This is a genomic window from Dehalococcoides sp. THU4 (genome assembly GCF_043231265.1).
In the GTDB taxonomy this organism is placed as follows: domain Bacteria; phylum Chloroflexota; class Dehalococcoidia; order Dehalococcoidales; family Dehalococcoidaceae; genus Dehalococcoides; species Dehalococcoides mccartyi.
The window spans coordinates 22,023-47,147 of record NZ_CP171266.1 but is presented as its reverse complement, the minus strand read 5'-3'; the positions used below and the strand labels follow the sequence as shown (position 1 = coordinate 47,147).

At 50.0% G+C, this 25,125-nt stretch carries 26 protein-coding genes; 19 read left to right on the top strand and 7 right to left on the bottom strand.

What is annotated here, in order from left to right:
• Window positions 1–33 precede the first annotated feature (33 nt).
• The 18 genes from modA to ACE6F3_RS00165 all read left to right on the top strand — a co-directional run bounded on the left by modA (window position 34) and on the right by ACE6F3_RS00165 (window position 18,100).
• Window positions 34–837 carry a molybdate ABC transporter substrate-binding protein gene (gene modA, locus ACE6F3_RS00250; RefSeq protein ID WP_278813984.1) on the top strand — a complete coding sequence of 268 codons (804 nt, stop codon included), beginning with the start codon at window positions 34–36 and terminating at the stop codon, window positions 835–837.
• 29 nt (window positions 838–866) lie between these two features.
• Window positions 867–1,535 carry a molybdate ABC transporter permease subunit gene (modB, locus tag ACE6F3_RS00245; RefSeq protein ID WP_096477069.1) on the top strand — a complete coding sequence of 223 codons (669 nt, stop codon included), beginning with the start codon at window positions 867–869 and terminating at the stop codon, window positions 1,533–1,535.
• 42 nt (window positions 1,536–1,577) lie between these two features.
• Complete coding sequence (locus tag ACE6F3_RS00240) at window positions 1,578–2,684, top strand: ABC transporter ATP-binding protein (RefSeq protein ID WP_279115481.1); 1,107 nt, start codon at window positions 1,578–1,580, stop codon at window positions 2,682–2,684.
• Window positions 2,685–2,861: 177 nt separating this feature from the next.
• On the top strand, window positions 2,862–3,686 hold the full coding sequence (nifH, locus tag ACE6F3_RS00235) for a nitrogenase iron protein (protein WP_010936850.1): 825 nt from the start codon (window positions 2,862–2,864) through the stop codon (window positions 3,684–3,686).
• A 24-nt stretch (window positions 3,687–3,710) separates the two neighbouring features.
• Window positions 3,711–4,040, top strand: a complete 330-nt coding sequence (locus ACE6F3_RS00230) for a P-II family nitrogen regulator (RefSeq protein ID WP_041223387.1) — start codon at window positions 3,711–3,713, stop codon at window positions 4,038–4,040.
• 9 nt (window positions 4,041–4,049) lie between these two features.
• The gene (locus ACE6F3_RS00225; RefSeq protein ID WP_010936848.1) at window positions 4,050–4,442 is read left to right on the top strand and encodes a P-II family nitrogen regulator; all 393 of its coding nucleotides are present in this window, start codon (window positions 4,050–4,052) and stop codon (window positions 4,440–4,442) included.
• A gap of 11 nt (window positions 4,443–4,453) precedes the next feature.
• A complete protein-coding gene (locus ACE6F3_RS00220; RefSeq protein ID WP_010936847.1) occupies window positions 4,454–6,073 on the top strand; it encodes a nitrogenase component I subunit alpha in 1,620 nt (539 codons plus the stop codon).
• Window positions 6,074–6,101: 28 nt separating this feature from the next.
• A complete protein-coding gene (nifK, locus tag ACE6F3_RS00215) occupies window positions 6,102–7,487 on the top strand; it encodes a nitrogenase molybdenum-iron protein subunit beta (protein ID WP_279115483.1) in 1,386 nt (461 codons plus the stop codon).
• A 10-nt stretch (window positions 7,488–7,497) separates the two neighbouring features.
• Window positions 7,498–8,862, top strand: a complete 1,365-nt coding sequence (gene nifE / locus ACE6F3_RS00210; RefSeq protein ID WP_279115484.1) for a nitrogenase iron-molybdenum cofactor biosynthesis protein NifE — start codon at window positions 7,498–7,500, stop codon at window positions 8,860–8,862.
• Entirely contained in the window at window positions 8,859–10,214 is a 1,356-nt protein-coding gene (locus tag ACE6F3_RS00205) for a nitrogenase component 1 (protein ID WP_279115486.1), read from the top strand. Before nifE ends, ACE6F3_RS00205 begins: the two co-directional genes overlap by 4 nt.
• A 17-nt stretch (window positions 10,215–10,231) precedes the next feature.
• Complete coding sequence (locus ACE6F3_RS00200) at window positions 10,232–10,636, top strand: NifB/NifX family molybdenum-iron cluster-binding protein (protein WP_010936843.1); 405 nt, start codon at window positions 10,232–10,234, stop codon at window positions 10,634–10,636.
• A gap of 39 nt (window positions 10,637–10,675) precedes the next feature.
• Complete coding sequence (locus tag ACE6F3_RS00195; RefSeq protein ID WP_010936842.1) at window positions 10,676–10,978, top strand: ferredoxin; 303 nt, start codon at window positions 10,676–10,678, stop codon at window positions 10,976–10,978.
• A gap of 14 nt (window positions 10,979–10,992) precedes the next feature.
• A complete protein-coding gene (locus ACE6F3_RS00190) occupies window positions 10,993–11,487 on the top strand; it encodes a GNAT family N-acetyltransferase (RefSeq protein WP_010936841.1) in 495 nt (164 codons plus the stop codon).
• A gap of 96 nt (window positions 11,488–11,583) precedes the next feature.
• On the top strand, window positions 11,584–12,414 hold the full coding sequence (locus ACE6F3_RS00185) for a radical SAM protein (protein ID WP_279115487.1): 831 nt from the start codon (window positions 11,584–11,586) through the stop codon (window positions 12,412–12,414).
• A gap of 82 nt (window positions 12,415–12,496) precedes the next feature.
• Window positions 12,497–12,904 (top strand): Fur family transcriptional regulator, encoded by a 408-nt coding sequence (locus tag ACE6F3_RS00180; protein WP_010936839.1) that lies wholly within the window; start codon window positions 12,497–12,499, stop codon window positions 12,902–12,904.
• Between the two features lie 317 nt (window positions 12,905–13,221).
• On the top strand, window positions 13,222–15,897 hold the full coding sequence (locus tag ACE6F3_RS00175; RefSeq protein ID WP_392654724.1) for a GNAT family N-acetyltransferase: 2,676 nt from the start codon (window positions 13,222–13,224) through the stop codon (window positions 15,895–15,897).
• Window positions 15,898–16,131: 234 nt separating this feature from the next.
• Complete coding sequence (locus ACE6F3_RS00170) at window positions 16,132–16,875, top strand: response regulator transcription factor (protein ID WP_278532756.1); 744 nt, start codon at window positions 16,132–16,134, stop codon at window positions 16,873–16,875.
• Window positions 16,876–17,278: 403 nt separating this feature from the next.
• Window positions 17,279–18,100, top strand: coding sequence for a PrsW family intramembrane metalloprotease (locus ACE6F3_RS00165; protein ID WP_279115491.1), 822 nt, complete (start codon window positions 17,279–17,281; stop codon window positions 18,098–18,100).
• Here the strand turns inward: ACE6F3_RS00165 and ACE6F3_RS00160 are convergent.
• Genes ACE6F3_RS00160 through ACE6F3_RS00135 form a run of 6 tightly spaced genes read right to left on the bottom strand, consistent with a single transcriptional unit; the run spans window position 18,097 to window position 23,403 of the window.
• On the bottom strand, window positions 18,097–18,759 hold the full coding sequence (locus ACE6F3_RS00160; protein WP_279115492.1) for a hypothetical protein: 663 nt from the start codon (window positions 18,757–18,759) through the stop codon (window positions 18,097–18,099). The genes ACE6F3_RS00165 and ACE6F3_RS00160 overlap by 4 nt on opposite strands.
• A 9-nt stretch (window positions 18,760–18,768) precedes the next feature.
• A complete protein-coding gene (locus ACE6F3_RS00155) occupies window positions 18,769–20,208 on the bottom strand; it encodes a polysaccharide deacetylase family protein (RefSeq protein ID WP_324664382.1) in 1,440 nt (479 codons plus the stop codon).
• 39 nt (window positions 20,209–20,247) lie between these two features.
• Window positions 20,248–21,024 carry a carbon-nitrogen hydrolase family protein gene (locus ACE6F3_RS00150; protein ID WP_279115494.1) on the bottom strand — a complete coding sequence of 259 codons (777 nt, stop codon included), beginning with the start codon at window positions 21,022–21,024 and terminating at the stop codon, window positions 20,248–20,250.
• Entirely contained in the window at window positions 21,024–21,572 is a 549-nt protein-coding gene (locus ACE6F3_RS00145) for a cob(I)yrinic acid a,c-diamide adenosyltransferase (RefSeq protein ID WP_279115495.1), read from the bottom strand. Before ACE6F3_RS00145 ends, ACE6F3_RS00150 begins: the two co-directional genes overlap by 1 nt.
• A 35-nt stretch (window positions 21,573–21,607) precedes the next feature.
• On the bottom strand, window positions 21,608–22,531 hold the full coding sequence (gene cbiB, locus ACE6F3_RS00140; protein ID WP_279115496.1) for an adenosylcobinamide-phosphate synthase CbiB: 924 nt from the start codon (window positions 22,529–22,531) through the stop codon (window positions 21,608–21,610).
• A gap of 50 nt (window positions 22,532–22,581) precedes the next feature.
• Window positions 22,582–23,403, bottom strand: a complete 822-nt coding sequence (locus ACE6F3_RS00135) for a radical SAM protein (protein WP_279115497.1) — start codon at window positions 23,401–23,403, stop codon at window positions 22,582–22,584.
• Between the two features lie 181 nt (window positions 23,404–23,584).
• Here ACE6F3_RS00135 and ACE6F3_RS00130 point away from each other — a divergent pair, with 181 nt between their 5' ends.
• On the top strand, window positions 23,585–24,073 hold the full coding sequence (locus tag ACE6F3_RS00130) for a hypothetical protein (protein ID WP_279115498.1): 489 nt from the start codon (window positions 23,585–23,587) through the stop codon (window positions 24,071–24,073).
• A gap of 88 nt (window positions 24,074–24,161) precedes the next feature.
• Here ACE6F3_RS00130 and cysK read toward each other — a convergent pair whose 3' ends face one another.
• Entirely contained in the window at window positions 24,162–25,124 is a 963-nt protein-coding gene (gene cysK, locus ACE6F3_RS00125; protein WP_279115499.1) for a cysteine synthase A, read from the bottom strand.
• Between the last annotated feature and the right edge of the window lies 1 nt (window position 25,125).

Here is a 25,125-nt window from a genome sequence, read left to right as displayed (position 1 = left end):
ACATTCCTTGGCCCTGAAGAGGAGACAAATTTTATGAAGAGAATGGTTAACCGTATTTTACCCCGGTTTGTGGCTGTTTTTGCGGTAATGGGGGTGTTGGTTTTTTCCGGCTGTTCCCCGGCTGAGGAAGACCATGTAGCTGTTGAAATCAGTATTGCCGCCGCCGCCAGCATGACTGATGCCCTCCAGGAGATTAATGCCCTGTACATGCAGGAAAACAGCTGGGTTACTTTGAGTGCCAACTTTGCTTCTTCCGGTACTTTGCAGAAGCAGATTGAAAACGGGGCTCCGGTAGATGTGTTCATCTCGGCGGCACCCGCCCAGATGAATGCCCTGGAAGAAGGCGGTTTTCTGGTAGATTCCAGCCGCCGCAATCTCTTGAATAATAAGATTGTTCTGATTGTCCCGGCTGATAGCACCCTGGGGTTGGACAGTTTTATGGACCTGCTGGATTCAGGCGTGGTGCGCATTGCCCTGGGCGACCCGGAATTTGTACCGGCGGGAACTTACGGTAAAAAAGCTTTGGAGATACTGGGTATTTATGACCAGCTGCTGCCCAAGCTGATTTTAGGCAGTGATGTCCGTCAGGTTCTGGGCTATGTGGAAGGCGCTAATGTGGAAGCCGGTATTGTTTATTCCACTGATGCTGCCATTACAGATGGTGTAGTGATAGTAGCCGAAGCCCCGGCTGAGGTGAATACCCTGATTGTATACCCTGCCGCCATTATAAAGGGCTGCCAGGATATTGAAGCTGCCCAGGCATATATAGATTTTCTTTTCGGGCAGGAAGCGGCTGCTATCTTTGCCGAATACGGCTTTAGTTTAGCTGAGGGCTAAGCTCTTAAATTAACTTATTGGAAGCGGATGTGGATTCATATCTTTTACCACTGTGGATATCATGCAAAACGGTTCTGGTTACTACCGCTATAACCTTTGTTCTGGGTATTGCGGTAGCCCGCTGGATGGCCAGATACTCAGGCAAATACAAGGGCATGATAGACGGGATTTTTATCCTGCCGCTGGTGCTTCCGCCTACGGTGGTCGGTTTCGGCCTGCTGATGCTGTTCGGCAAAAACGGGCCGCTGGGAGAATTTCTATCGCTGTTTGACATGACGGTAGTATTCTCCTGGCCGGCCACCGTAATCGCCGCCGTTATCATGACCTTTCCCCTGATGTATATGTCCGCCAGAGCGGGTTTTGAGCAGGTGGACGTAAATATTGAAAATGCCGCCCGGACACTGGGTGCTAGCGAGTGGCGGGTTTTCTGGACTATTACCATGCCGGCTGCCCGCCCGGCTATTATGGCGGCTACTGTGCTGGCGTTTGCCCGGGCACTGGGTGAATTCGGGGCTACCCTGATGCTGGCCGGAAATATACCCGGCAAGACCACTACTATTCCGGTGGCTATTTATTTCAATATTCAGGCCGGACATACGGATAAAGCTATGGTGCTGGTCTTTATTGTACTGGCCATTTCTTTCGTATCACTGGCGGCTTTGACTTACTGGAAGCTGAAAATACCGGCCAAGCCCTAAAACGGCGGTAAGGCGGCTGAAATGGCTTTGAGGAGGGGGTAAATGCTTGAAGTTAACATAAAAAAGAAACTGCCCGGTTTTGATTTGGAGGTGGCTTTTTCGGCTGACAGCGGGATAATGGCTATGCTGGGGCCTTCCGGTTCCGGCAAAACCATGACCCTGCAGTGTGTTGCCGGGCTTACTCAGGTTGACGAAGGGTATATAAATCTGAACGGGGAAGTCCTGCTGGATACCTCCCGCAAGATTGATATCCGCCCTCAGGTACGCCGGGTGGGATTTGTTTTTCAAAACTATGCCCTTTTCCCTCACCTTACCGTCAGGGATAACATTGCTTATGGTATACGGCATCTGGAAAAGGCCGAAAGTGACGGCATTATCACCCGCCTGATGGAAAATATGCATATAGCCTCTCTGGGGCATCGCTTTCCCAGCCAGCTGTCTGCCGGGCAGCAGCAGCGGGTAGCTTTGGCCAGAGCCATTGCCCCCGAACCCAGGGTACTCCTGCTGGATGAGCCTTTTTCGGCTTTGGATGCGGTGGTTAAGGAGAGTCTGGAAATAGAGCTGCTTAGCCTTCAGCAGTTTTACAAGGGCATTATTATTCTGGTTACCCATAATTTTGCCGAAGGCTACCGGATGTCATCCAAAATGGCTATATATGAATCCGGGCGGATAGCCCAGTGCGGGGACAAAGGCAAGATAGTCGGTTCTCCGGCTAATCTGACGGTAGCCGGCTTGATGGGCTTTAAAAACCTGCTGGTAGGGACAGTCAGTCAGATAATCGGACAGGATTTATATCTGGAAGTACCCGGCCTTAGCCTGTTCAAGATACGTCTGCCCGAACAGATGCAACTGGCGGTAGGTATGCGTCTTACTTTGGGTATCCGCTCTGAATTTGTCCGGGTGTCTGCGGCCACCGAAGAAAACAGCCTGCCGGGGGTGGTCAGCGGAGTGATAAATGAAGTCGCTTCAACCCGCTGTTTCTTTTCCGCCGGTGCAAATTTGCAGTATACCTTTGAAGCCTTTCTCCCCCCTCCGGCGGATTCTTCCCTTAAAGTGGGCAGCCGCCTCAATTTCTGTTTCCCCCCGGAGCATCTGGTAGTAGTCGGGCAGGCAGGGGAAACAGCCCAAACCGGCAGCCTGGCTGGTTGATTAGAATCTGGTTTTTCTCTCTGGTCTTTTTCTGCTTGCGGCCAGTTTACCTTTTGGAAATCTGCGGGAAACAAATATTTTACCTGACAGAAACCGTACGGCAATACAGAATTGGTAAAGTGAGAATGTCTTAAAAAATTCAGGCAAATAGTGCTTACAATCTCAAGGAGGTTTGAAATGAGGAAGGTGGCTATCTACGGCAAGGGAGGTATCGGCAAGTCAACGACCACCCAGAATACGGTGGCGGCTCTGGCCGAAATGGGACGCAAGGTACTGGTGGTGGGCTGTGACCCTAAGGCTGATTCTACCCGGCTGCTTTTGGGAGGACTGGCCCAGAAAACGGTGCTGGATACTCTGCGTGAGGAGGGTGAAGACGTAGAGCTGGACCTTGTCCGCAAGACCGGTTTCGGCAATACCCTGTGCGTGGAATCCGGCGGCCCGGAGCCGGGCGTAGGCTGTGCCGGCCGGGGTATTATCACGGCGGTTAATCTGATGGAACAGCTGGGCGGGTACGAATCAGACTCTCCCCTGGACTATGTTTTCTATGATGTTCTGGGAGACGTGGTCTGCGGCGGCTTTGCCATGCCTATACGCGAAGGCAAGGCGGAAGAAGTTTATATAGTCTGCTCAGGCGAGATGATGGCCATGTATGCGGCCAACAATATCTGCAAGGGTATCCGCAAATTTGCCGATGCCGGTTCGGTTAAACTGGGCGGGCTTATCTGCAACAGCCGCATGGTGGACAATGAAAAGGAAATGATTGCCGAATTTGCCAAACGCCTTGGCACCCAGATGATTCATTTCGTCCCCCGGGACAATGATGTCCAGCGGGCTGAAATCAACAAGAAGACAGTTATCGAATGGAATCCGCAGGCCAAGCAGGCTGACGAATACCGGGCTTTGGCTAAGGCTATAGATAACAACCAAATGTTTGTAGTGCCTAAACCTATCAGCGTAGATGAACTGGAATCCCTGCTGGTGGAATTCGGGGTTATTTCCTAATAAATTTCAAAAGAGGAGACGACAATGATGATTATGGTGCGGGCCATTGTGCGCCCTGAAAAAGTGGACGATGTTATGGCAGAGCTTATGTATGCCGGCTTTCCGGCTGTTACCAAGATAGACGTTTTCGGGCGCGGCAAACAGCGGGGTATCCGGGCTGGCAGTGTTTCCTATGACGAATTGCCCAAAGTGCTGCTTTTGACAGTTATAGATGACAAGGACAAGGAATTTGTTATTGATACCATTATGAAAACTGCCCGGACTGGTGAAAAAGGCAACTTCGGTGACGGTAAGATTTTTATCTCACCGGTGGAAGAAGCCTATACCATCAGCACCGGCAGCGCTGTTTTGTAGGGGGTACATATGAAAGAGGTTATGGCTATTATCAGGTTTAACAAGATAAATATTACCAAGCGCGCCCTGGTGGATGCAGGTTTTGCTTCCATTACGATGCTTAAGACTATGGGGCGGGGTAAAGGTAATGTGGATTATCTGCTGCTGGCGGGAGCCGAAGGCGGCCATGAAGAAGCCATTTCCCAGCTTGGGCCGTCTCTCAAGCTGGTACCCAAGCGGCTGATTACCCTGGTGGTGCCGGATGATCAGGTGAAAACAGTGGTTAATACAGTTATAGAAGTAAACCGGACAGAAAATCACGGTGACGGCAAAATCTTTGTCATGCCGGTACTGGAAGCGGTACGGTTACGTACAGGTGAACGGGGTGAGGACGCCATAGACTCTGTGGTCAATGTCTTGTAAGGAGCAAAACCGTGGTAAAGGAATCAATATATAACCCGGAGGAAATCAAGGATAAGCTGGTTGCTGATTTTCCTTCAAAAATTGCCCGCAAAAGGGCTAAGGCTATTGTAGTTAATACCGGCACAGACGAAACGCCCCAAATTGCAGCCAACGCCCGGACTGTTCCCGGCCTGATTACCATGCGGGGCTGTGCTTATGCAGGGTGCAAAGGCGTTATTTTGGGGCCTACCAGAGATGTTTTAAGCATTACTCACGGCCCTATCGGGTGCGGTTTTTATTCATGGCTGACCCGGCGTAACCAGACCCGCCCGCCCAAGCCGGAAGATGAAAATTTTATGACTTACTGTTTATCTACTGATATGCAAGAGTCAGAAATAGTCTTCGGGGGTGAGAAAAAACTGGCCCAGGCTATAGAAGAGGCATACCAGCTTTTCAAGCCCAAGACCATAGTTGTTCATGCTACCTGTCCGGTGGGTCTGATTGGAGACGATATCCATCAGGTTACCCGGGCGGCGCAGGAAAAACTGGGCATAAAGGTTTTTGGTTTCAGCTGTGAAGGCTACAAGGGGGTCTCACAGTCTGCCGGACACCATATAGCCAACAACCAGATATTCAAGCATATGGTGGGTACGGATAACACCGCTTCGCCCTCACCCTACCGGGTAAATCTGCTGGGTGAATATAACATCGGCGGGGACGCTTTTGTAATTGAAGACCTGTTTGCCCGCTGCGGGTTTGAGCTGGTTTCAACCTTCTGCGGCAACTCAGACCATGACAGCATGTGCCGTTCCCATACTGCCGAACTTAATCTGGTCATGTGCCACCGTTCTATCAACTATATGGCTGATATGATGGAAACCAAATACGGCATTCCCTGGATTAAGGTTAATTTTATCGGGGCGGAAGCAACTGCCAAGTCCCTGCGCAAGATTGCCCGTTATTTCGGGGATGAAAAGCTGATTGAACAGACCGAACGGGTTATTGAAGAAGAAATGCCGGCGGTTTCGGAAGCCCGCCAGCTGTACCAGGAACGCTGCCGCGGCAAGAAGGTGATGCTTTTTGTAGGCGGTTCGCGCGCCCACCACTATCAGGAGCTGTTTAAAGAGCTGGGTATGGAAGTGGTGGCGGCCGGTTATGAATTTGCCCACCGGGATGATTATGAAGGACGCAGGGTGCTGCCCAGCATTACGGTGGATGCTGATTCACGCAATATTGAGGAGCTGACCGTAGAAAAAGACCCCGAAAGGTATAAGGAAAGAGTAAGCCCTGAGAAATGTGCTGAGCTGGCTGCAAATGGGGTGGAATTTAAGGACTACGCCGGTATGATGCCGGAGATGGAAGCCGGGTCACTTACCATAGATGAGCCCAGCCACCACGAAACATTCCGCCTGCTGGAACTTTATAAGCCGGATTTATATTGTGCCGGTGTTAAGGAAAAATACGCAGTTCAGAAAACCGGTATACCCTGCCTGCAGCTTCATAGCTACGATTACGGCGGCCCGTTTGCCGGGTTTGAAGGGGCAATTAACTTTTACAAAGATGTTGACCGGCTGGTAAGCAGCCGTATCTGGTCTTACCTTGAAGCACCCTGGCAGCGCCAGACTCAGGTTAAAGCTACCTATGGAATCTGATTGGGGGAACGGAGGGATAAACTAGTCTATGTTACTCAGACATACCGCACCCGGGGATTCGCCCCGTGAAGCACTGACAATTAACCCGGCTAAAACATGCCAGCCCATAGGGGCTATGTATGCCGCGCTGGGTATTCATAACTGCCTGCCGCACAGCCACGGCTCACAGGGGTGCTGTGCGTATCACCGCAGTACCCTGACCCGCCACTACAAAGAGCAGGTGCTTAGCGGCACCAGCTCCTTTACCGAAGGGGCAAGCGTCTTCGGCGGGCAGGCCAATCTGCTCCAGGCTATTGACAATATATTCAGCGTTTATAATCCGGATATTATTGCCGTTCATACTACCTGTTTGTCTGAAACTATCGGTGATGATATTACCCAGATTATCAGCAAGGCCAAAATAGAAAATCATATCCCGCAGGGAAAGCTGGTTATCCATACCAATACCCCCAGCTATGCCGGCTCACATGTGACCGGTTTCGCCAACATGGTGAAATCCATGGTGCAGTATTTGTCTGAACCGGCTGAAGGCATGCCGGAGCGGCGCGCCAATATTATCCCGGGTTGGGTAGAACCGGCGGATATGCGGGAAGTTAAACGCCTGGTAGAGGCAATGGGTATAAACTACATTATGTTCCCGGATACCTCCGGGGTGCTGGATACTCCCCTTACCGGTCATTCCGAGCTTTTCCCGGCCGGGGGAACGACTATTAAGCAGCTCCGTGATACCGGCCGCAGCAAAATCACCTTTGCTTTGGGTGAAGCGGCCTCCGGACCGGCAGCACTCCAGCTGGATTCAAAATGCAAAGTGCCGTATGACCTGCTGGATTTGCCCGTCGGCCTGCAGGCAACTGACCGCTTTATAAATGCCCTTTGCAAGCGCTTTCATGTTGACGTGCCTGAGAGTATTACCGAAGAACGCGGCCGCCTGCTCAATCTGATATCCAATCTGCATCAGTACACTTACGGCAAGCGGGTGGCTTTGTGGGGAGACCCTGACCAGTTGGTAGCCCTAAGCGAGTTTCTGGTGCTGCTTAATATGAAGCCGGTATATGTTCTGACAGGTACGCCGGGTAAAAGGTTTGAAGAAAGAATGGCCGCAGTGCTGGGGGATTCAGTCCCCGAAGCTAAAATAGCCCAGGGGCCGGGAGCGGATATGTACCGCCTGCATCAGTGGATAAAGCAGGAGGGGGTAGACCTGCTGATAGGCAACACCTACGGCAAGTACATTGCCCGGGATGAAAATACCCCGCTGGTACGGCTGGGCTTCCCCATTCTTGACCGGGTTGGCCACCAGTATTTCCCGGTTGTGGGCTATCGGGGGGCAATGCGTTTGCTGGAAATGATTTTGAATGCCTTTTTGGATAAGAAAGACCGCGAATGCAAAGAAGAATCTTTTGAGCTGGTCATGTAGGTAAACAAAAGTGATTGAAATTCTGAAAGACCGTAAACAACAGGTACGAGAAGGCGGCAAGGCCGCCGGCTTTGATATGGTCTGTGATACGGCCAGTCTGGCCGGTTCGGTAAGCCAGCGCGCCTGTGTGTTTTGCGGTTCACGGGTGGTTCTTTACCCCATTGCTGACGCACTGCATCTGGTGCACGGGCCGGTAGGTTGTGCCGCCTATACCTGGGATATACGGGGGGCGCTTTCCTCCGGGCCGCAGCTGCACCGGATGAGTTTTTCAACTGACCTTAGGGAAAAGGATGTTATATTCGGCGGGGAAAAGAAACTCTACCGGGTTCTGACAGCGCTTATTGATACTTATCATCCCAAAGCCGCCTTTGTATACAGCACCTGTATTGTGGGGGTTATCGGGGATGATGTGGAGGCGGTTTGCCGGACTGTTAGCCGGGAAAAAGGGATTGATGTTATCCCGGTTCATTCCGAAGGTTTCAGGGGTACCAAGAAAAACGGCTATCAGGCTGCCTGCCAGGCCCTGAGCCGTCTGGTAGGTACGGCTGATACCGCCGGAATCAGCAAGCTGAGTCTGAATATTCTGGGAGACTTTAATATAGCCGGTGAAATCTGGCAGATAAAGGAATACTACCGGCGGATGGGTATACAGGTAGTTTCAACTATAACCGGAGATGGCCGGGTAGATGAAATCCGCCGTGCCCACGGGGCTAGTCTGAACGTAGTCCAGTGTTCCGGCTCTATGATGGCATTAGCCAGAATGATGCAGGAAAAGTATGGTATTCCTTACCTCAGGGTTTCCTATTTCGGTATTGAAGACATGTCTAAAGCCCTGTACGAGGTGGCGGAAAAGCTGGGAGATGAGGCCATGCTTAGCCGTACCCGGGAGCTGGTTTCGCAGGAAGTAGCCTCTATAATGCCCGAACTGCGGGAATACCGGCGGAAGCTGGAGGGGGCCAGAGCGCTGGTCTATACCGGAGGGGCTTTCAAGGTGTTTTCCATGGTACGCTCCCTGCGGACGCTGGGCATTAAGACAGTGGTAGCCGGTTCCCAAACAGGAGATAAAGATGACTATCGCCAGCTGGCGGATTTGTGTGACGAAGATACCGTGCTGCTGGACGATACCAACCCGCTGGAGCTGGCTAAATATGTGCAGGAAAAAGGGGTTGATTTGATTATCGGCGGGGTCAAGGAAAGACCCATTGCCTATAAGCTGGGGGTGGGCTTTTGTGACCATAACCATGAACGCAAGATTTGTCTGGCCGGATACAGCGGCATGCTTAATTTTGCGCGCGAAGTGTATACCTCAGTATGCAGCCCGGTCTGGTCTCTAATGCCCAGACGTCGCCTGCATACCGGGGGTGAACAGACATGACTGTTTCTGATTATCAAACTGCCCCTCACGAGGCTACCCGTAACGCCTGTTATTTATGCGCACCTCTTGGGGCAAGCATTGCCTTTTCGGGGATAGCCCGCTGTTTGCCTTATCTTCACGGCGGGCAGGGCTGTGCAACCTATATCCGCCGTTATACTATCAGCCATTTCCGCGAGCCTATGGATATTGCTTCCTCATCCTTTGGAGAAGAGGCCACTGTCTTCGGGGGCAAGGATAACCTTTTTTGCGGCTTGAAAAATGTTATTTCTCAATATCAGCCTGACCTTATAGGTATTGCCAGCACCTGCCTTTCAGAAACCATTGGTGAAAATGTGCCGGCCTTAATAGAAGAATTCCGCCAAAGCGTTGATTTGGGTGAGACCCAGCTGGTTTTCGCTTCTACCCCCAGTTATGCCGGTTCACACCTGACCGGTTTTCACAAGGCTGTTCTGGCAACCGCTAAGGCTCTGGCTGTTAAAAAAGAAGAACATGGCGGCATAAACATAATGCCCGGAATGATATCTCCGGCAGATATCCGCTATATAAAGCGCATCTGTCAGGATTTGGGTATATCTGCCGCTCTTTTGCCTGACTATTCGGATACGCTTGACGGGGTAAGCTGGCCTGAATACCACTGCTTCCCTGAGGGCGGTACCCCGGTCTCTGTGCTGAAAGGTATGGGCGGGGCAAAGGCCAGTATAGAGATCTGCCGTTTTTCAGACCCGCAGCTGTCAGCCGCCTCTTTTCTGGAAAAATGCCACGGCCTTCCGGCTTACCGTATCGGGTTGCCGGTGGGGGTGCAGGCGGCAGATGAATTTATGGATTTGCTTTCCGGCTATGCCGGGCGGCCGCTGCCGGACGGCTATACCCGTGAACGGGGTCGGCTGCTGGATGCTTATGTAGATGCCCATAAATATGTGTTTGGCCGTAAAGCCCTGGTCTACGGGGATGCCGACTTTGTTATGGGTATCGGACGTTTTCTGGCTGAAATAGGCATGGTGCCGGCGCTGTGTACTGCTGACAAAGGGGGCAATCTGGCCGGGCAAGCGGGGGATTTGCTGGCCGGGGTTGAAAAGGCGGTGGTGCTGGAAGGGGCAGATTTTGCGGATATTGAAACCCTGGCAGCTGAACTTAAGCCGGATATCTTTATCGGCAGCAGCAAGGGCTATAAGCTGGCCCGCTCACTGGGTGTTCCCTTGGTGAGGCTGGGTTTTCCGGTGCATGACCGGCTGGGGGGAGCGCGCCTGAGGTGTGTCGGTTATGCCGGCACTCAGGAGCTGTTTGACCGTATTGTCAATGCCCTGCTGGAACACCGCCAGGATGAGTCGGACATTGGCTACAGCTATATGTAAGCAGGAGGGAAAGCAAAATGTCTGAGGCAGCGGTTCGGGATAAAGTGGCAGTGGCCAGTTACGAAGGGGTGCTGGTTAACCAGCATCTGGGTATGGCTGAGCAGCTGTTTATATACCAGCGGACAGACTCCGGTTATGTATTTGCCGAAACCCGCCCCACTCCGGAAAAGGGCGGGGGTGAAGAGCGCTGGAAAAAGCTGGCAGAGATTATCGGGGACTGTCAGGCCTTGCTGGTAAACGGAATAGGTGAAACCCCGAACGGGATTTTGAGTGATTCCGGCCTGGCTATATACGAAGTAGAAGGTCTGGTGGAATATGCTCTGGAAGCTATCTGGCAGGGCAAGGCCCTCCGGATGCCGCGCCGGGTTGCCCGGGGATGCCGCCGGGCTATGAGCGGTGAAGGCGGTATGGGCTGCGGCTGAATTTAATAAAAATATCTGACTTAAAGGAGTTTGGCTCTTATGAAAACCCCTGATTATCACATACTTGTTTGCAACAGTTTCCGTGTAAACGGTGACCCTCAGGGTATCTGTAACCGTAAAGGGGCGGCAGACCTGCTGGGTTATCTGGAAAACGAAATAATTGACCGGGGTCTGAATGTGCTTGTTTCCAGCACCGGCTGTCTCAAATCCTGTGAACACGGGCCGGCTATGGTTATTTACCCGCCCGGCTGGTGGTATGGCGAAGTAGATACTGCCAAGCTGGATATCATTCTGGATGCGCTGGAGGATGGCCAGGCTGCCTCCGAGTTGTGTCTTAGCTGAGGCTCAAGGCTATTATGTCCCGCCAAGACTGCATTATCCGCCCGGCAATTCCATCTGACGTCAGCCAGATGGTAGCCCTGCTTCAGGACCTTTTCCTGATAGAGACTGATTTTACTTTTAATCAGTCCAAACAGCAGGCCGGGCTGCTTAAACTGCTGGAACAGCCTTCGGCTATTGTTCTGGTGGCTGAGATAGGCGGCCGGGTAGCGGGAATGTGCACTGTTCAGACCATCATTTCCACAGCCGAAGGTTGTCCCTCCGGTCTGCTGGAGGATATGGTGGTAAGCGAAGCCTTCCGCGGCCGGGGAGTGGGCAGGATTTTGCTTGAAGCCGCTGAAGACTGGGCACTTTCTAAAGGGTTTTCCCGCCTCCAGCTTCTGGCTGATTCGCGGAATTTACCGGCCCAGGGTTTCTACCGGGCCTGTGATTGGCAAAGAACAAATATGGTCTGTTTGCGGAGAAATCTGGGTTCGGCCGGTTTGGCGGGCAGCCCCAAGAACCTTAGTTAACAAGGATTTAACACTTTGTAAATTTGGCCGAAACCTTGAAGTTCTATAGTTATTATATAGGCTCAGATTTAAACAGAAAGTAGGGGTAAAGGCAGCATGGGTGAATGTAACAAAAGTATGGGACATCCCTGCTTTGATATGGCAAGCAGGTCTTCGGTTGGGCGTATTCATCTGGCGGTTGCGCCCCGCTGTAATATAAAGTGCAACTACTGCACCCGCAAATATGACTGTGCCAATGAAAGCCGCCCCGGGGTTGCCTCACGGGTGATTACCCCTATTGAAGCCCTGCGGCTGGTTAGGGAGGCAGTGGCGGCCGAGCCGCGTATTCAGGTAGTGGGTATTGCCGGACCGGGTGACCCCCTGTCCAACCAGGCCACTTTTGAAACCTTGCAGATGGTCAGGCAGAATTTTCCGGATTTATCACTCTGCTTAAGCACCAACGGCCTGCTTCTTTCAGATAAAATAGACCTTCTGACAGAGGCCGGGCTGGATTCGCTGACAGTTACGGTTAATACTCTTAATGAATCCAGCGGCGCCCGTATTTACGATTATGTATCCTATGGGGGAGAGGTGTTAAGAGGTATAGAGGCGGCTGCGCTTCTCCGGGATAAGCAGTTGGCCGGTATCCGGCAGGCGGTGGAGCGGGGTATAAGGGTTAAGGTCAATTCGGTCTTGCTGCCCGGTATAAACGAACACGAAATGCCCTTTTTAGCCCGTCTGCTGGGGGATATGGGGGTTTCGGTTATGAATATTATGCCCCTTATTCCCCAGGCTAAGTTTGCTGACTTAACCCCGGTTTCTATGGTGCTCCACCACAAAATCCGCACTGAGTGTGCTGAATATATCCGGCAGATACATCATTGCCAGCAGTGCCGGGCTGATGCGGTGGGACTGCTGGGAAATAAAGAGACGCTGTTTGCCTGTTAATTTCCGGCCGGGTTATTCTGTCCGGCGGCATTTGCTTGACATCTGATATATGCTTGTTATAATGCAACAGGATAATTCAGCTATGAGTTGCATAAATATTCTGAAAAACGCCGGTTACAAGCTCACTCTCCAGCGTAAGTTGGTGGTGGATGTTATTCATTCGTACCCTTCCCACCTGACCGCCGAGGAAATAATAAGCAAGGTTCAGGAAAAATTTCCGGATATCAACCGTTCCACCGTTTACCGCACTCTGGAGCTTTTGGAAAACACCGGTTGTGTGGTAAAAAGCAAGATGGATGACCGGACTATTTACCACCATGCGGACGAAGGGCATCACCATCATCTGGTTTGCAGCCGCTGCGGACGGCGGATAGAATGCAGTGATGATATGCTTAGCTCCCTGCGTGAAGATATTCAGTCTAAGTACGGGTTTAATCCCAACCTGAGCCACATGGTCATAAACGGCCTGTGTGCTGACTGCCGCAAGTAACAACTCTCCGCTTTTACAGCCTGGTTTTTGCTGTCTGCATTTTTTGGGTTAATGCCGGTTTGCTGATAATGAGCCTAATCCTGCCCTTAAGCCCGGCGGCTAATTTATTTTCCCGTGATTTTAGGAAGACTGCCTTAAGCGCTTAAATAACTTGGCTAAAACTTTGAAAAAATAGTATGGGACATGGTATTCTATGGCACATCGTCACTGGGCAGAAAAATACCGAGGGGGAAGTTTTTTTATTTTTTACCCGTAACGGCCTTTTGCCTCGGCTCTATCAGCCTGTTTGCCCACAAGTAATTTACTAAAGGAGAAACGTGGACAAGATCAAGCTATTTTTCAACCCTAAGAGCGTAGCTCTGGTAGGCGCAACTGACAAAGAAGGTTCTACCGGCAAAATTATTCTTCAGAATCTTATTAAAGGTAAAGACCGAAGGGCTGTTTATCCTGTTAACCCGAACCGGGAATCTGTACTGGAACAGAAATGTTATCCGGCCCTCAAAGATTTGCCCGAAGTGCCTGAACTGGTACTGGTGGTAGTCCCCGCCAAGTTTGTACCCCAGGTTATAGAAGATGCCGGCAAAGTAGGCACCAAGTCTGTTATTATCATTTCGGCTGGTTTCAAAGAGGTTGGCCCTGAGGGCAAAGCCCTTGAAGAAAAAATTGCCGAAATTGCCAAGCAGTACGGTATCCGTATTATCGGCCCTAACTGTATGGGTACCATGAGCCCCGCAAGCGGTTTCAACGCTACCTTTGCCCGTATGGAAATGCCTAAGCCCGGCAATGTGGCTTTCCTGTCACAGAGCGGCGCTTTGGGTTCGGCTGTACTTGACTGGGCTATTGCCCGGAATGTGGGCTTTTCAGGGTTTGCTTCCATCGGCTCTATGATGGATGTGAATTTCGGTGATTTGATTGATTACTTTGGTACTGACGAAAATACCAAGAGTATTATTGTATATCTGGAGACCATGGGCGAAGCCAAGAAATTCATGAGTGCCGCCCGCGGTTTTGCCCGCACCAAGCCCATTATCGTTATCAAACCCGGCCGCTTTGAAGAGAGCGCTCAGGCCGCCAAATCCCACACCGGCTCAATGGTGGGTAATGCCATGTTTGTGGACGCTATTTTCCAGCGGGCAGGCGTGGTCCGGGTGGACAATATCGGTGACCTGTTCAGCTGTGCCGCTATTTTAAATACCTCAAATCTGCCTAAAGGGCCGAACCTGGCCATTGTGACCAATGCCGGCGGTCCCGCCGTACTGGCTACCGACTCCCTTATGGAACAGAAGGGCAAACTGGCCCATATAACTGACGAAACAGTTACCGCCCTGAATCCGGTTCTGCCTCCCTCATGGAGTAAAGGCAACCCCATGGATATTCTGGGGGATGCCGACCCCGAAAGGTATGCAGTCACCCTTGAAGCCGCCATTAAAGACCCCGGGGTGGACGGTGTAGTGGTTATTTATACCCCTCAGGGTGCGGCTAATCCTCTGGATATCGCCAAAACTATTGTCAAAATTGCTAAGAAGAGCAAGAAACCGGTGCTTACCTCGTGGATGGGTGATGCCAACGTGGCCGAGGCCCGTAAGCTCTTCTATCAGAACAATATACCCAGTTTTGAGTTCCCCGAAGAGGCGGTTAAGGGCTATATTTTCATGTACCGCTATGCCCGCGGCCTTGAAAACCTGTATGAAACCCCCGAAGAGCTGGCAGTAGACGTAGACCCTTCCAAAGAGTATATACGGACTATTCTTAAGAAGGTGGCCAGCGAAGGGCGCACTCTTCTTTCCGAAACTGAATCCAAAAAGTTCCTTCAGGCCTACGGCATTGATGCTACCGTACCGTTTTTGGCACGGGATGGCAAAGATGCCGCCCAGATTGCCTCTGCCCTGCGTTTCCCGGTGGTGATGAAGATTGCTTCGCCGGATATTTCCCATAAATCAGACGTGGGCGGGGTTATCCTGGGGCTTAAAACCGAGGCCGAGGTTGAAAAAGCCTTTGCCACCATGATGGAAAACGTAAAGGCGGCCTGTCCTGAGGCTAGTATTGAGGGCGTGACCCTGCAGCGCATGGTAGACAAATACGACTACGAGCTGATTATCGGCTCAAAGAAAGACCCGGTCTTCGGGCCGGTTATTCTGTTCGGCTCCGGCGGTATTGAAGCCGAATTCCAGAAAGATGTGGCTGTGGGTCTGCCGCCTCTTAATCAGGTGCTTGCCAGACGGGTCATGGAAGGCACTAAAATCTACGAAATGCTCTACAAGGGCTTCCGCACCAAACCTCCGGCGAATCTGCGTTTGCTTGAGGAAACTCTGGTTAAGTTCTCCAACTTGCTGGTGGATTTCCCTGAGATTATGGAGATTGATATTAATCCGCTGGCACTGCTGGGTTCAGAGGCCATTGCCCTGGATGCCCGGATAATAATAGACGAAGAATACATTAAAAACCCGGCGGGTGACCATAACCACCTTATTATTACCCCGTATCCGGCCAAGTATATCAAGCCGTGGCATACCAAGGACGGGCGTGATGTTATCCTCAGGCCTATCCGCCCTGAAGACGAGCCTATGGAAAAAGCCCTGCTGGAAGGCTTGTCCGAAGAATCTTCGCGTATGCGCTTCTTCCACATACTCAAGGACATTAACCATTCCCTGCTGGTGCGTTTCTGCAATATTGATTATGACCGTGAAATGGCCATTATTGCCGAATATAATGACAAGGGTAAGAAACGCAACGTGGGCGTAGGCCGGCTGATAATTGACCACAGCGGCCAGAGCGGTGAGTTCTCAGTACTGGTGGCAGATGACTTCCAGCACCATGAGCTGGGGGCTAAACTGCTGGATATGCTGATTGGCATTGGCCGCGAAAAGGGCCTTAGGAATTTGTATGGTGTGGTACTGGCCGAAAATGTGGTTATGCTGAATCTGTGTAAAGATTTCGGTTTTAATATCAAGAAAGACAAGTCCACCGAATACAAAGTTAATATGGAACTCTAAAAATACAGCCAAAGCGTTTAGGAGTAATGGTTAAGGAGGCTACGGGTACCCGTAGCCTCCTTTTTTAATAAGTATTATTGGATAAATTCAGCCGCTGACGGGCAATTCCGGGCTGAAAATGAAAATCAGGTCTTTTATTCCGTAGTTGTACGTAGTATTATGAGGAATGCTGCGGCTGCATTGACACAAGGCATATTCATGTCTTTGCATACATCTAAAGAGGTAATAAAGGCTGTGAATAAGATAACCTTGAAACCCGGCAAACCCTCTGCCAGGGCAGGGCACTGTCCTTCACCTGTCAAAATCCTGTTGGCGGATGACCACGAAGTTGCCAGAGAAGGCCTGCGTAAAATGCTGCGATGCGAAGCAGATATTGAGATAGTGGGCGAGGCGGATAATGCCTCGGATGCTATCAAGCTGGTGCAGGAACTAAAACCCCAGGTTATTGTAATGGATGTTACCATATCCGGTATGTGCGGATGTGAGCTGAGCCGCCAGCTGAAGGCCGTATATCCTCCGGCCAGGGTTATATTTCTTACCGAGTACGAGGCTGAACAATATACAGCCGAGGCTTTGGCTAACAGTATAAATGGTTTTTTGACTAAAAACTCTTCGCCTGAGCTTCTTTCCAACACTATCAGGGTTGTAGCCTGCGGCGGCAGTGTCTGGCAGGAAAAATTACTTGAAAATGCCTCTAAAAAAATGGTCAAAGCTTTAAATATACGGGCTGAAAGACAGAATTTAAGCAGTGAACACTCGTCTTCAGCAGTCAGTATCGTACCTCAGGACGTGCTTTCCCCGCGTGAACTGGAGATACTTATTATGGTGGCGCGCGGTTATACCAACAAGGAAATCAGCGTTAATATGGATTATGCTGAAATCACCATCAAGAAATATGTTAAAAGTATTCTAAACAAACTAAACGTTTCCAACCGGACTCTGGCGGGTATTGCGGCTGTCAAGTTCGGGCTTGTTTAGCTGTATTGGCTTAAATATTCAAATATTTTGGCCTTGCCGCTTGCGGCGGTAAGCCCTTAATCCCCGCTATATCTTGAAATAGCCGAACATTCCGCCTGCTATTATTTTTTATAGTCACTTGAGACCTCTTTACCGGCTGGCATAAGCAATCTGTTTAATTTATCAAAGCGCTTAATTCTTCCTTAGTATCAGAGATACTGGCTGTACGGTAACTTCGGGGGTATTACAGCAGTATTTAAGATACTTTTGCCATCTTCTGGCCTGTCTGTTCGTTATATCTTTAGAGGCGAAGAATTATAGGCTTTTTAGTTTGGATATTTAAAAGATTTAATGAATATTTATGTTTTAACCATATGGGTGATTGAAGGGGCGGCTTTCCGGTGTTAGGCTTATACTAACAGATATGAACTACCTGAAGAAAATTAAAACCTATCTGATAGCTTACCGCTGGACCTGGGTACTGGTAGGCGGGCTGGGGCTGTTTTTAGTTGCCGACCAGCTTATCAAGCTGACCGGCGGGGCTAACTTTTTGCCGCTACTGGTAGTGCTGGGTGCCTTTATCATGCCGGTAACCTTTGTCGTCTTTATCTATGAGCGTTTGCCTCTGGCGAACAAAAATATCCGCTGGGTGCTGGCCAGTTTCTTTGTGGGCGGGATAATCGGGCTGATTATGGCAGGTTTGCTGGAATATGCTACTGTCTCCAACCTGAACCTGTCAGGGTTGTTTGTGGTGGGAGTTATTGAAGAAGCTGCCAAACTGATATTCCCGATGCTGCTTTTCTGGGGCGGAGGTTTCCGGGCTGAGGCTAACGGGGTTTTATTCGGAGTGGCAGCCGGAATGGGCTTTGCCGCTTTGGAAACGATGGGTTATGGGGTGGTCAGCCTTATCCAGAGCCAGGGGGATATAAATATCTTGGAGCAGGTGCTTCTTTTCCGGGGTTTGTTTTCACCTGCCGGGCATGCCGCCTGGACGGGTATAGTCTGTGCTGTGCTGTGGAGACAGCGCGCCGAATATGGCAGAGGGCCGCTTAATCTGGCAGTTATAGTGGCTTTTATGCTGGCTGTGGCACTGCATATTGTCTGGGATATAGCCAGCGGGCTGAATCTGCCCGGTGTCTGGGCGGCGGTAGTGCTGCTGGCGGTGGCCGCATTAAGTTTGCTGTTACTAGTAAGGGCTATACGCCATGCCCGCTACCAGTTGCGCCGGGAAGATTTTTCGGTTTAAACTCCCCGGCCGGTGTTTGGGGGTTTATTTTTAAGACGGCTTATAACCTGCTGAACGGCAAATGTGCCTATATACAGAAGTGTCAGCCCTCCGGTGAAGATGATTACCATCTGAACTGGGTTTAAGGTGAATACCTTGCCCACTACTGCCCCGAAGATAACGTAAAGGGCATCATAAAAAAGGCCGGATATCAGCACTCCCAGCATGAGTACCTTGGTTTTGCGTTTGGCTCCCATGAGCAGTGTCAGCGGTATGCGCAGCCACATAAACCTGCCTACCGCTATGGCAAAGGGCGAATACAGGTTTACCCTCTGCAAGGCCGGGGATTCCGACATCTTTTTAAGCGGAGTTCTGGTGCGGAGGAAAGTGATAAACCTTTCTATAGGGCCGCTGCCTACCATTCCCAAACGTGACAATGCCAAAGCCCCTATCTGCCGTCCGGCCTGAGCTACCAGTATCAGCAAAATAAGCAGCCATAGGGAAAGCTCTCCGTTAGCCACCTGATATCCGCCCATCAGCCAGGCTGTTTCCAAGAGGTATGGTATGGTCAGCCCTACAGTTTCACTGATAAAACAGACCCCGAAAAGTACCAGTAAAACTACCAGATTAAATTCGGAGAGCATGGCAACGCTCTGGTTAATTAAGGTTTCAAAATCCATTAAATATACCTAACTGTAAGCATTCGTACCCAGTAAGACGGGTACGGTCACAAAATTGTAGCCCTGTTTGAGCAGGTTTGATATAAGGCTGTCCAGCACTTTGAGAGTCAGCTGGCAGTCAGACTCAAGGCTGTTGGAGTCTATGCCGTATCCGTCATGGAGCAGCAGAATACAGCCGGGGTTTATTTCATCAAGTATCTTGGAAACGGCGTTGTCAGTTCCGGCCAGACTGTCACCCTCTACCGCATAGCTCCAGTTGACCGTTATCATGTTCATTTCCTTGGTAGCCGCCAGTTCCCAGGGGGAGCTTTTCCCATATGGCGGGCGGTACAAACAGGGAGTAATGCCTGTATATTGGCAGATGACTTCGGCACACCTGAGCATATCTTTTGAACCGAAATCAGACAGGGCATGGTTGGCATCATGGCTGTAAGAATGGTTACCCAGTATATGCCCGCGTTCAAGTATTTCCCTGGTTAGTTCAGGGTAAACTTCCACCTGTTTGCCCACCACAAAAAAGGTTGCCTTTATATTGTACTTATCTAGTATGTCCAGGATTGTTCTGGTATATTCGGGGCTGGGGCCGTCCTCAAAAGTCAGGGCAATATTTTTACCCCGACCGTCACCCTCAAAATAAACTTTGCCGAACAGCTGTGACGAAGGGCTGGCATACCCCCAGAAGAGTATGCCTACTAAGCCTAGTATGGGTAAAGTATTTTTGACTGAATGAAAAAAGCTGGGACTGCGGTACAGGCTGCGGAAAAACTGGCTTATATGCTCTAATACCCAGCCGGTTACCATGGCAATATTCTTAAATACATCCCGCAGTATCCTGAGGAACGGTTTTTTGACCCTACGGGCAGAGGTAAGGGCTATCAGGCGGCGGTCCAGAAGGACTTTGCCCTGTCTGCTTAAGCGGGTGGAGATATCATATTGGTCTGCTGAAAAGGCACTTACGTGGTATCCGCCTATTCTTTCAAATACGTGGCGTTTAAAGGCAAAATTCGCCCCTGAAATGAGCATAGGGCGGCCATGAAACAGCCGGGTATAGGTATTGCATACCAGCCGCAGAAAATACTCCAGAAATGCCCACCATGGCGGGTCAGCATATTTGTAAACCCCGGCTACGGCTACGGCAGAAGGCTGGCGTTTGAAATCCGCATAGATAAGGGAAAGCCAGTCCGGCGGGTAGATGGTGTCAGCATCTGCCTGAACTATTATTTCACCTGAAGCGGCTTCCGCACCTATTTGCCGGGCATAAAAGGCGCTGTGTTTCTCGCAGTGCAGTATCTTTACGGGGTATTTACGGGCAACCAGGGCGGTTTTGTCGGTGCTGCCGTTTACTACTACGATAACTTCATAACTGCCGAAATCTTGCCGGCACAGGCTGTCAAGACTGCGGGGAAGAAATTTCTCTTCATTGCATGCAGGTAATACAACACTGATCATACGGCGTTATTATAGCCTATATGTCAAAATATGTCATAGCTAAGGTATGTCAATAATCCTGAAGGTCTGGCTTAGTGTTCTTTTAGAGCCGGGGTCAAAGTCAAAAACAAGCATAGCTGATTTCTCCCCTATATAAACCAGCTTTTCAACCCCGTCTTCAACTACCACGCTTCTGGCCTGAGTGAAATCAACCTGCTTTTCCCGGCCTGTACGGTTGCACACCCAGAGGGGCAGGCCTGTTTCAACTGTGCGTTTCTTCCAGCGCTCCTCCGGCGGGTATTTACTGCCCCAGGCTGCCGCCGCAATAATAAGCTTTGCACCCTGCCCGGCAAGTATCCCGGCGTGTTTGCCGTCATAAGTGTCCGCACAGATAAGCATACCCAGCTTGCACCCGTCCATCTCAAAGACTGAAAGGCTGTTTCCGGGGCTTGACCAGCCTTCCTCCGCACCGGGGTGTACTTCTATTTTAGCGTGTTTACCTGCCAGTTCACCTTTACGGTTTATGGCAAACAAGCAGTTATAGCATTTACCGCTGGAGAGCTCTCTTTCCGGGTAGGAGAGGAATACCCCTATATCCAGAGATTTACATAACTCCATTATTTCTGTCAGCCACCGGTCGGGCTGGGGGGATATCCATTTTGTGCCTATGACTTCTTCAAAAAAATAGCCTGAGACGGCCATTTCAGGGGTCAGCATCCATTTTACCCCGGCCAGAGCGGCTTTGCGAAGGGAATTTGAGATTAGGGTACGGTTGGCTTCAATATCTGCGGTTTTGGGCTCTATATGCAGCATGGCTACTTTAAAAGTTTCAGTCATTAGTAATCTATCCCCTGTCTTGCATCCACTCCTTTTTCAAAGGGGTGTTTCCGGTTCACCAGTTCGGTTACCTGGTCTGCCAGCACTACTAGACGGGTATCCGCATGACGTCCGGTGAGTATCAGTTCCACTTTTTCCGGTTTGGATTTTACCAGTTCAACCACATCTTCTACATTTATGAGCTTCCAGGCAGAGGCGGTGTTTATTTCGTCCAGCATGACTAAATCATATTCACCGCTTAAAATCACCTTCTTTGCTTCCGCTAAGGCCTGTCGGGCGTAGTCCAAATCTGCCTGAGTGGTATACTGCGGCCCCATAAAATCACTCCGGCCGAAAATAGCGTAATCTATCCCCGGCAGCCGCTTCAGCGAATTGTATTCGCCGCCTTCGTGAAGGCCCTTTAAGAAAAAGACTATGTAGGCCTTTAATCCGTAACCGGATGCCCGCATAACTGTACCCAGAGCTGCCGAGGTTTTGCCGCGGCCGTCTCCGGTAAATATCTGAACAAGACCTGTATGGTACTTAGCCGTTTGTGGGGTATCATTCACTTTTCAACTCCTGCAAATATTCAGACCATTGTTATTTATATCCAGGCAATGGCTATGCATACACCTGTCCAGATGAACATACTGGCTTTATACAACCTGACGGCAACACTCAGGTCTGTGTCACTTAGCGGGTGAAGCGGCTTACCTATAGTGTAGCAGTTAGCCTTTTCCAGCGAAATACCAATTGCTCCGGCCATGGCAGCCATAGGCCAGCCTGCGTTAGGGGAGGTAGTTCTGGCATGGTCTGCTAAGGCAGAGCGCAGTGCCAGTTTGGGGTTTTGCCGAAGAATAAATGCTCCTATTACAAAAAGCAGGGCGGTCAGGCGGGCTGGGATAAAATTAGCGGCGTCATCCAACCGGGCGGCAAATTTCCCCAGATATTCGTACTGGCCATGATAACCTATCATGCTGTCCAGCGTATTTATAGCCCGGTAGGCAAAAGCCCCGGGTACGCCCAAAAATATAAAGTAAAAGAGGGGAGCTACAAAAAAATCGCTGGCGTTTTCCGAAATGGAACGTATGGAAGCAGAAATAATGTCTTTGCGGCTTAGGCCTTCTTGAGTATGCGGGACGGTACCTATCAGTGTTTCCAATTCTTTAGGGGGTACACTGTTGCTATTATTCCCCAGCAGTTTTTTTATTTTCAGGGCTATTGTCCATTGCTTGCGCAGGCAAAAGGCGGGTTTAAGTATAAGCCCTCCCGCAATTATATAAAGCAGGGTATTAAAATCTTTGAGATACCCCAGAATGAAAAATACGGCTGCAAAAGATATACTCACGGTCAGTATGCTTAGAAATGCCCCGTAAATAAACTGGATTTTAGGACTGTGTGAAGGACTGAAGCGGTTAAGAAAGGATACAAATTTGCCAAGCCAAACTACCGGGTGAAGAGGTGCGGGATATTCACCCAGTAACAGGTCTAAGGCAAGGGCAAGCACAATTATATATACAGTTTCCACAATTATCTAAAAATAAAATAGAGTTAGTGTTTTTAGAGTTGACTGACTAATTAGAATAGCCGTTTTACCTCAAAGAAAAGGTCTTTTTTATCCAGATTGTCGGTAGTTTGCTGGGTGCAGGTCACGGTATTAAGGTGTTTTTTGGCCGCAGCTACTGCCTGACGCATTTCTTCCGGGGTGGCTCTCCGCCAGGTATTATCACCGCATTCAAAATAGGCGTCTATCCTGAGGGGAATATCCCGGCTGAGACTGGCAATATGTTTGGCAATGGCTTCTGTTTCAGCTATATCTATATAGCCGGGGATAAATACCATTTCAGCCCGCAGTTTCTTGCCTGAACGAAAAATATTTTCAAAATTTTCCAGCATTCTGGTATTGGGTACTTCGGTATAGTCCAGATAGAGTTCCGGGGTAACTGCCTTCAGGCTGAAAACTACTTCATCTACGTTGGAAAGGTCAGGCAGTTTCAGACCGTTGGTATTTAAGGTTATATAAACACCAAACTCAGCTTTTAGACGGCGGCATATTTCGGCAAAATGGGGGTCTATGGTGGCTTCCTGACCTTCAAACAGAACCTCTTTGAGCTCTACTTTGCGCAGTGTTTCCATAATTCCGTTCAGGCTAAGGAACGATTCAGGACCACGGGGCGGGGATAGATGAGGGTCACGGGCAACTACATCCAGATTTTCTTCCAGAGCCAGACAGTTGATTTCCTTTTTACAAAGACAGCCTCGGCATTTTAGATTGCAATTCCAGTGAAACAGATACGCTTTTTTAATACCCGGTGCATAAGCTATATGATAAACATTTGTCATATCCGGGTTGGCTTGGCGGTCAGGCATAATGCGCGGGGTATGAGAATTTGCAGTCATAAGTGTATATCCCTATAAAAAATTATCTACCATTATAACACAACATTCTGGCAAAACGGCTCAGGAATTTTAAAAATGTACAATTTAGAAATGATTTTTTCAGGTTTGGGGCATCAGGGTATTGGCAAAAGGGAAAGCGGTTGTTATTATGAACGGGTAAGACTTATTTATGAGGTGTCCGGTGGAAGAAAAAATACTTGGCGTAGTGCCTGATTTTAAAAAGTCAAAGCCCTTAGGTAAGCGGGATACTTATTCTCTGGTGGTTACCGACCAGAGCTTTATATTTGCTTTGATGACCAGCCAGATGCTAAAAGATGCGGCAGCCGAAGCCCAAAAGAAGGGGAAGGAATCCGGCAAAGGGTTTTTTGCCCGCTGGGGTGACCAGATACGAAGCGGTTTTACCCTTTATAAAAAGTATTACAATATGCCCGCCGAATCTATACTGGATGAGAGTAAAGGTAATTTTCAGATATGGCTTTCGGATATTTCAAAGGTAACTGTCAGTAAAAAGACCGGTGGTGAAGACCAGGCGGACATTACCGAAATAAAAATTGAGACCGCAGGCGGTAAAGAAGAATACTTTATTGACGGCAGCAGCAAAGAAATGACAGGCCTGTTTGAAGCTGTGCTGGGAGACAAACTGGATATGAAAAAGGGGATTCTGGGATAGGCTGAAAATCCCCTGTCCGGTACGCCCCTTTTAGCGGACTAAACTCTTTTTGGCCTGCTGGATTATAGGCCTTGTCCGGGCAGTGATTTCAGTCACCCAGCGGCAGGCTGGATAAATAGCGTTCGCCGCTGTCAGGCATAATGGCTACAATAAGCTTGCCGGAGTTTTCGCCCTGTTTAGCTGTTTCCAGCGCTGCCCAGAGTGCCGCCCCTGATGAAATACCCGCCATAATACCCTCTTCACGCGCCAGGCGGAGTGCCATTTTCACCGCTTCTTCTCCGGGTACCTGTATGACTTTGTCTATCAGTTCCACGGAAAGTATGCGGGGTATAAAGCCTGCCCCTATGCCCTGAATAAGATGGGGGTGGGGTTCTCCGCCTGAAAGTACCGGTGATTCGGCCGGTTCTACCGCTATTATCTGTACCGAAGGTTTGACTGCTTTTAAGCCTTTAGCTGTGCCGCTTAGAGTGCCGCCTGTGCCTACGCCCGCTATCAGTATATCTACTTTGCCGTTTGTATCCCGCCAGATTTCTGCGGCAGTGGTCTGGCAGTGGCTTTCCGGGTTAGCCGGATTTACAAACTGGCTGGGTATAAAAGCCTCTGGGAGTTTGTTTTTGAGTTCGGCTGCTTTTTCCAGAGCCCCCTGCATACCAAGTTCTTTCGGGGTAAGCACCAGTTCCGCTCCCAGCAGACGGAGCAAACGCCTTCTTTCCAGTGAAAAGCTTTCAGGCATGGTCAGCATCAGGCGGTAGCCTCTGGCGGCACAAACCGCGGCAAGGGCTATTCCGGTATTGCCGCTGGTGGATTCTATTATGATGCTTCCGGGGCGAAGCTTACCTTCCTGTTCGGCCTTTTCTATCATGTGCAGGGCGGGGCGGTCTTTGGCACTGTGGGTGGGATTAAATGATTCCAGTTTCAGCACAATTTCGGCTTTCAGCCCGCTGCCTATCCTGTTCAGACGCACCAGCGGGGTATTGCCTATAAGTTTAGTAATATCCGGAGCGATATTTTGGTTGGTATGTTTATTATGCTCAGGCGTTATATTATCCATG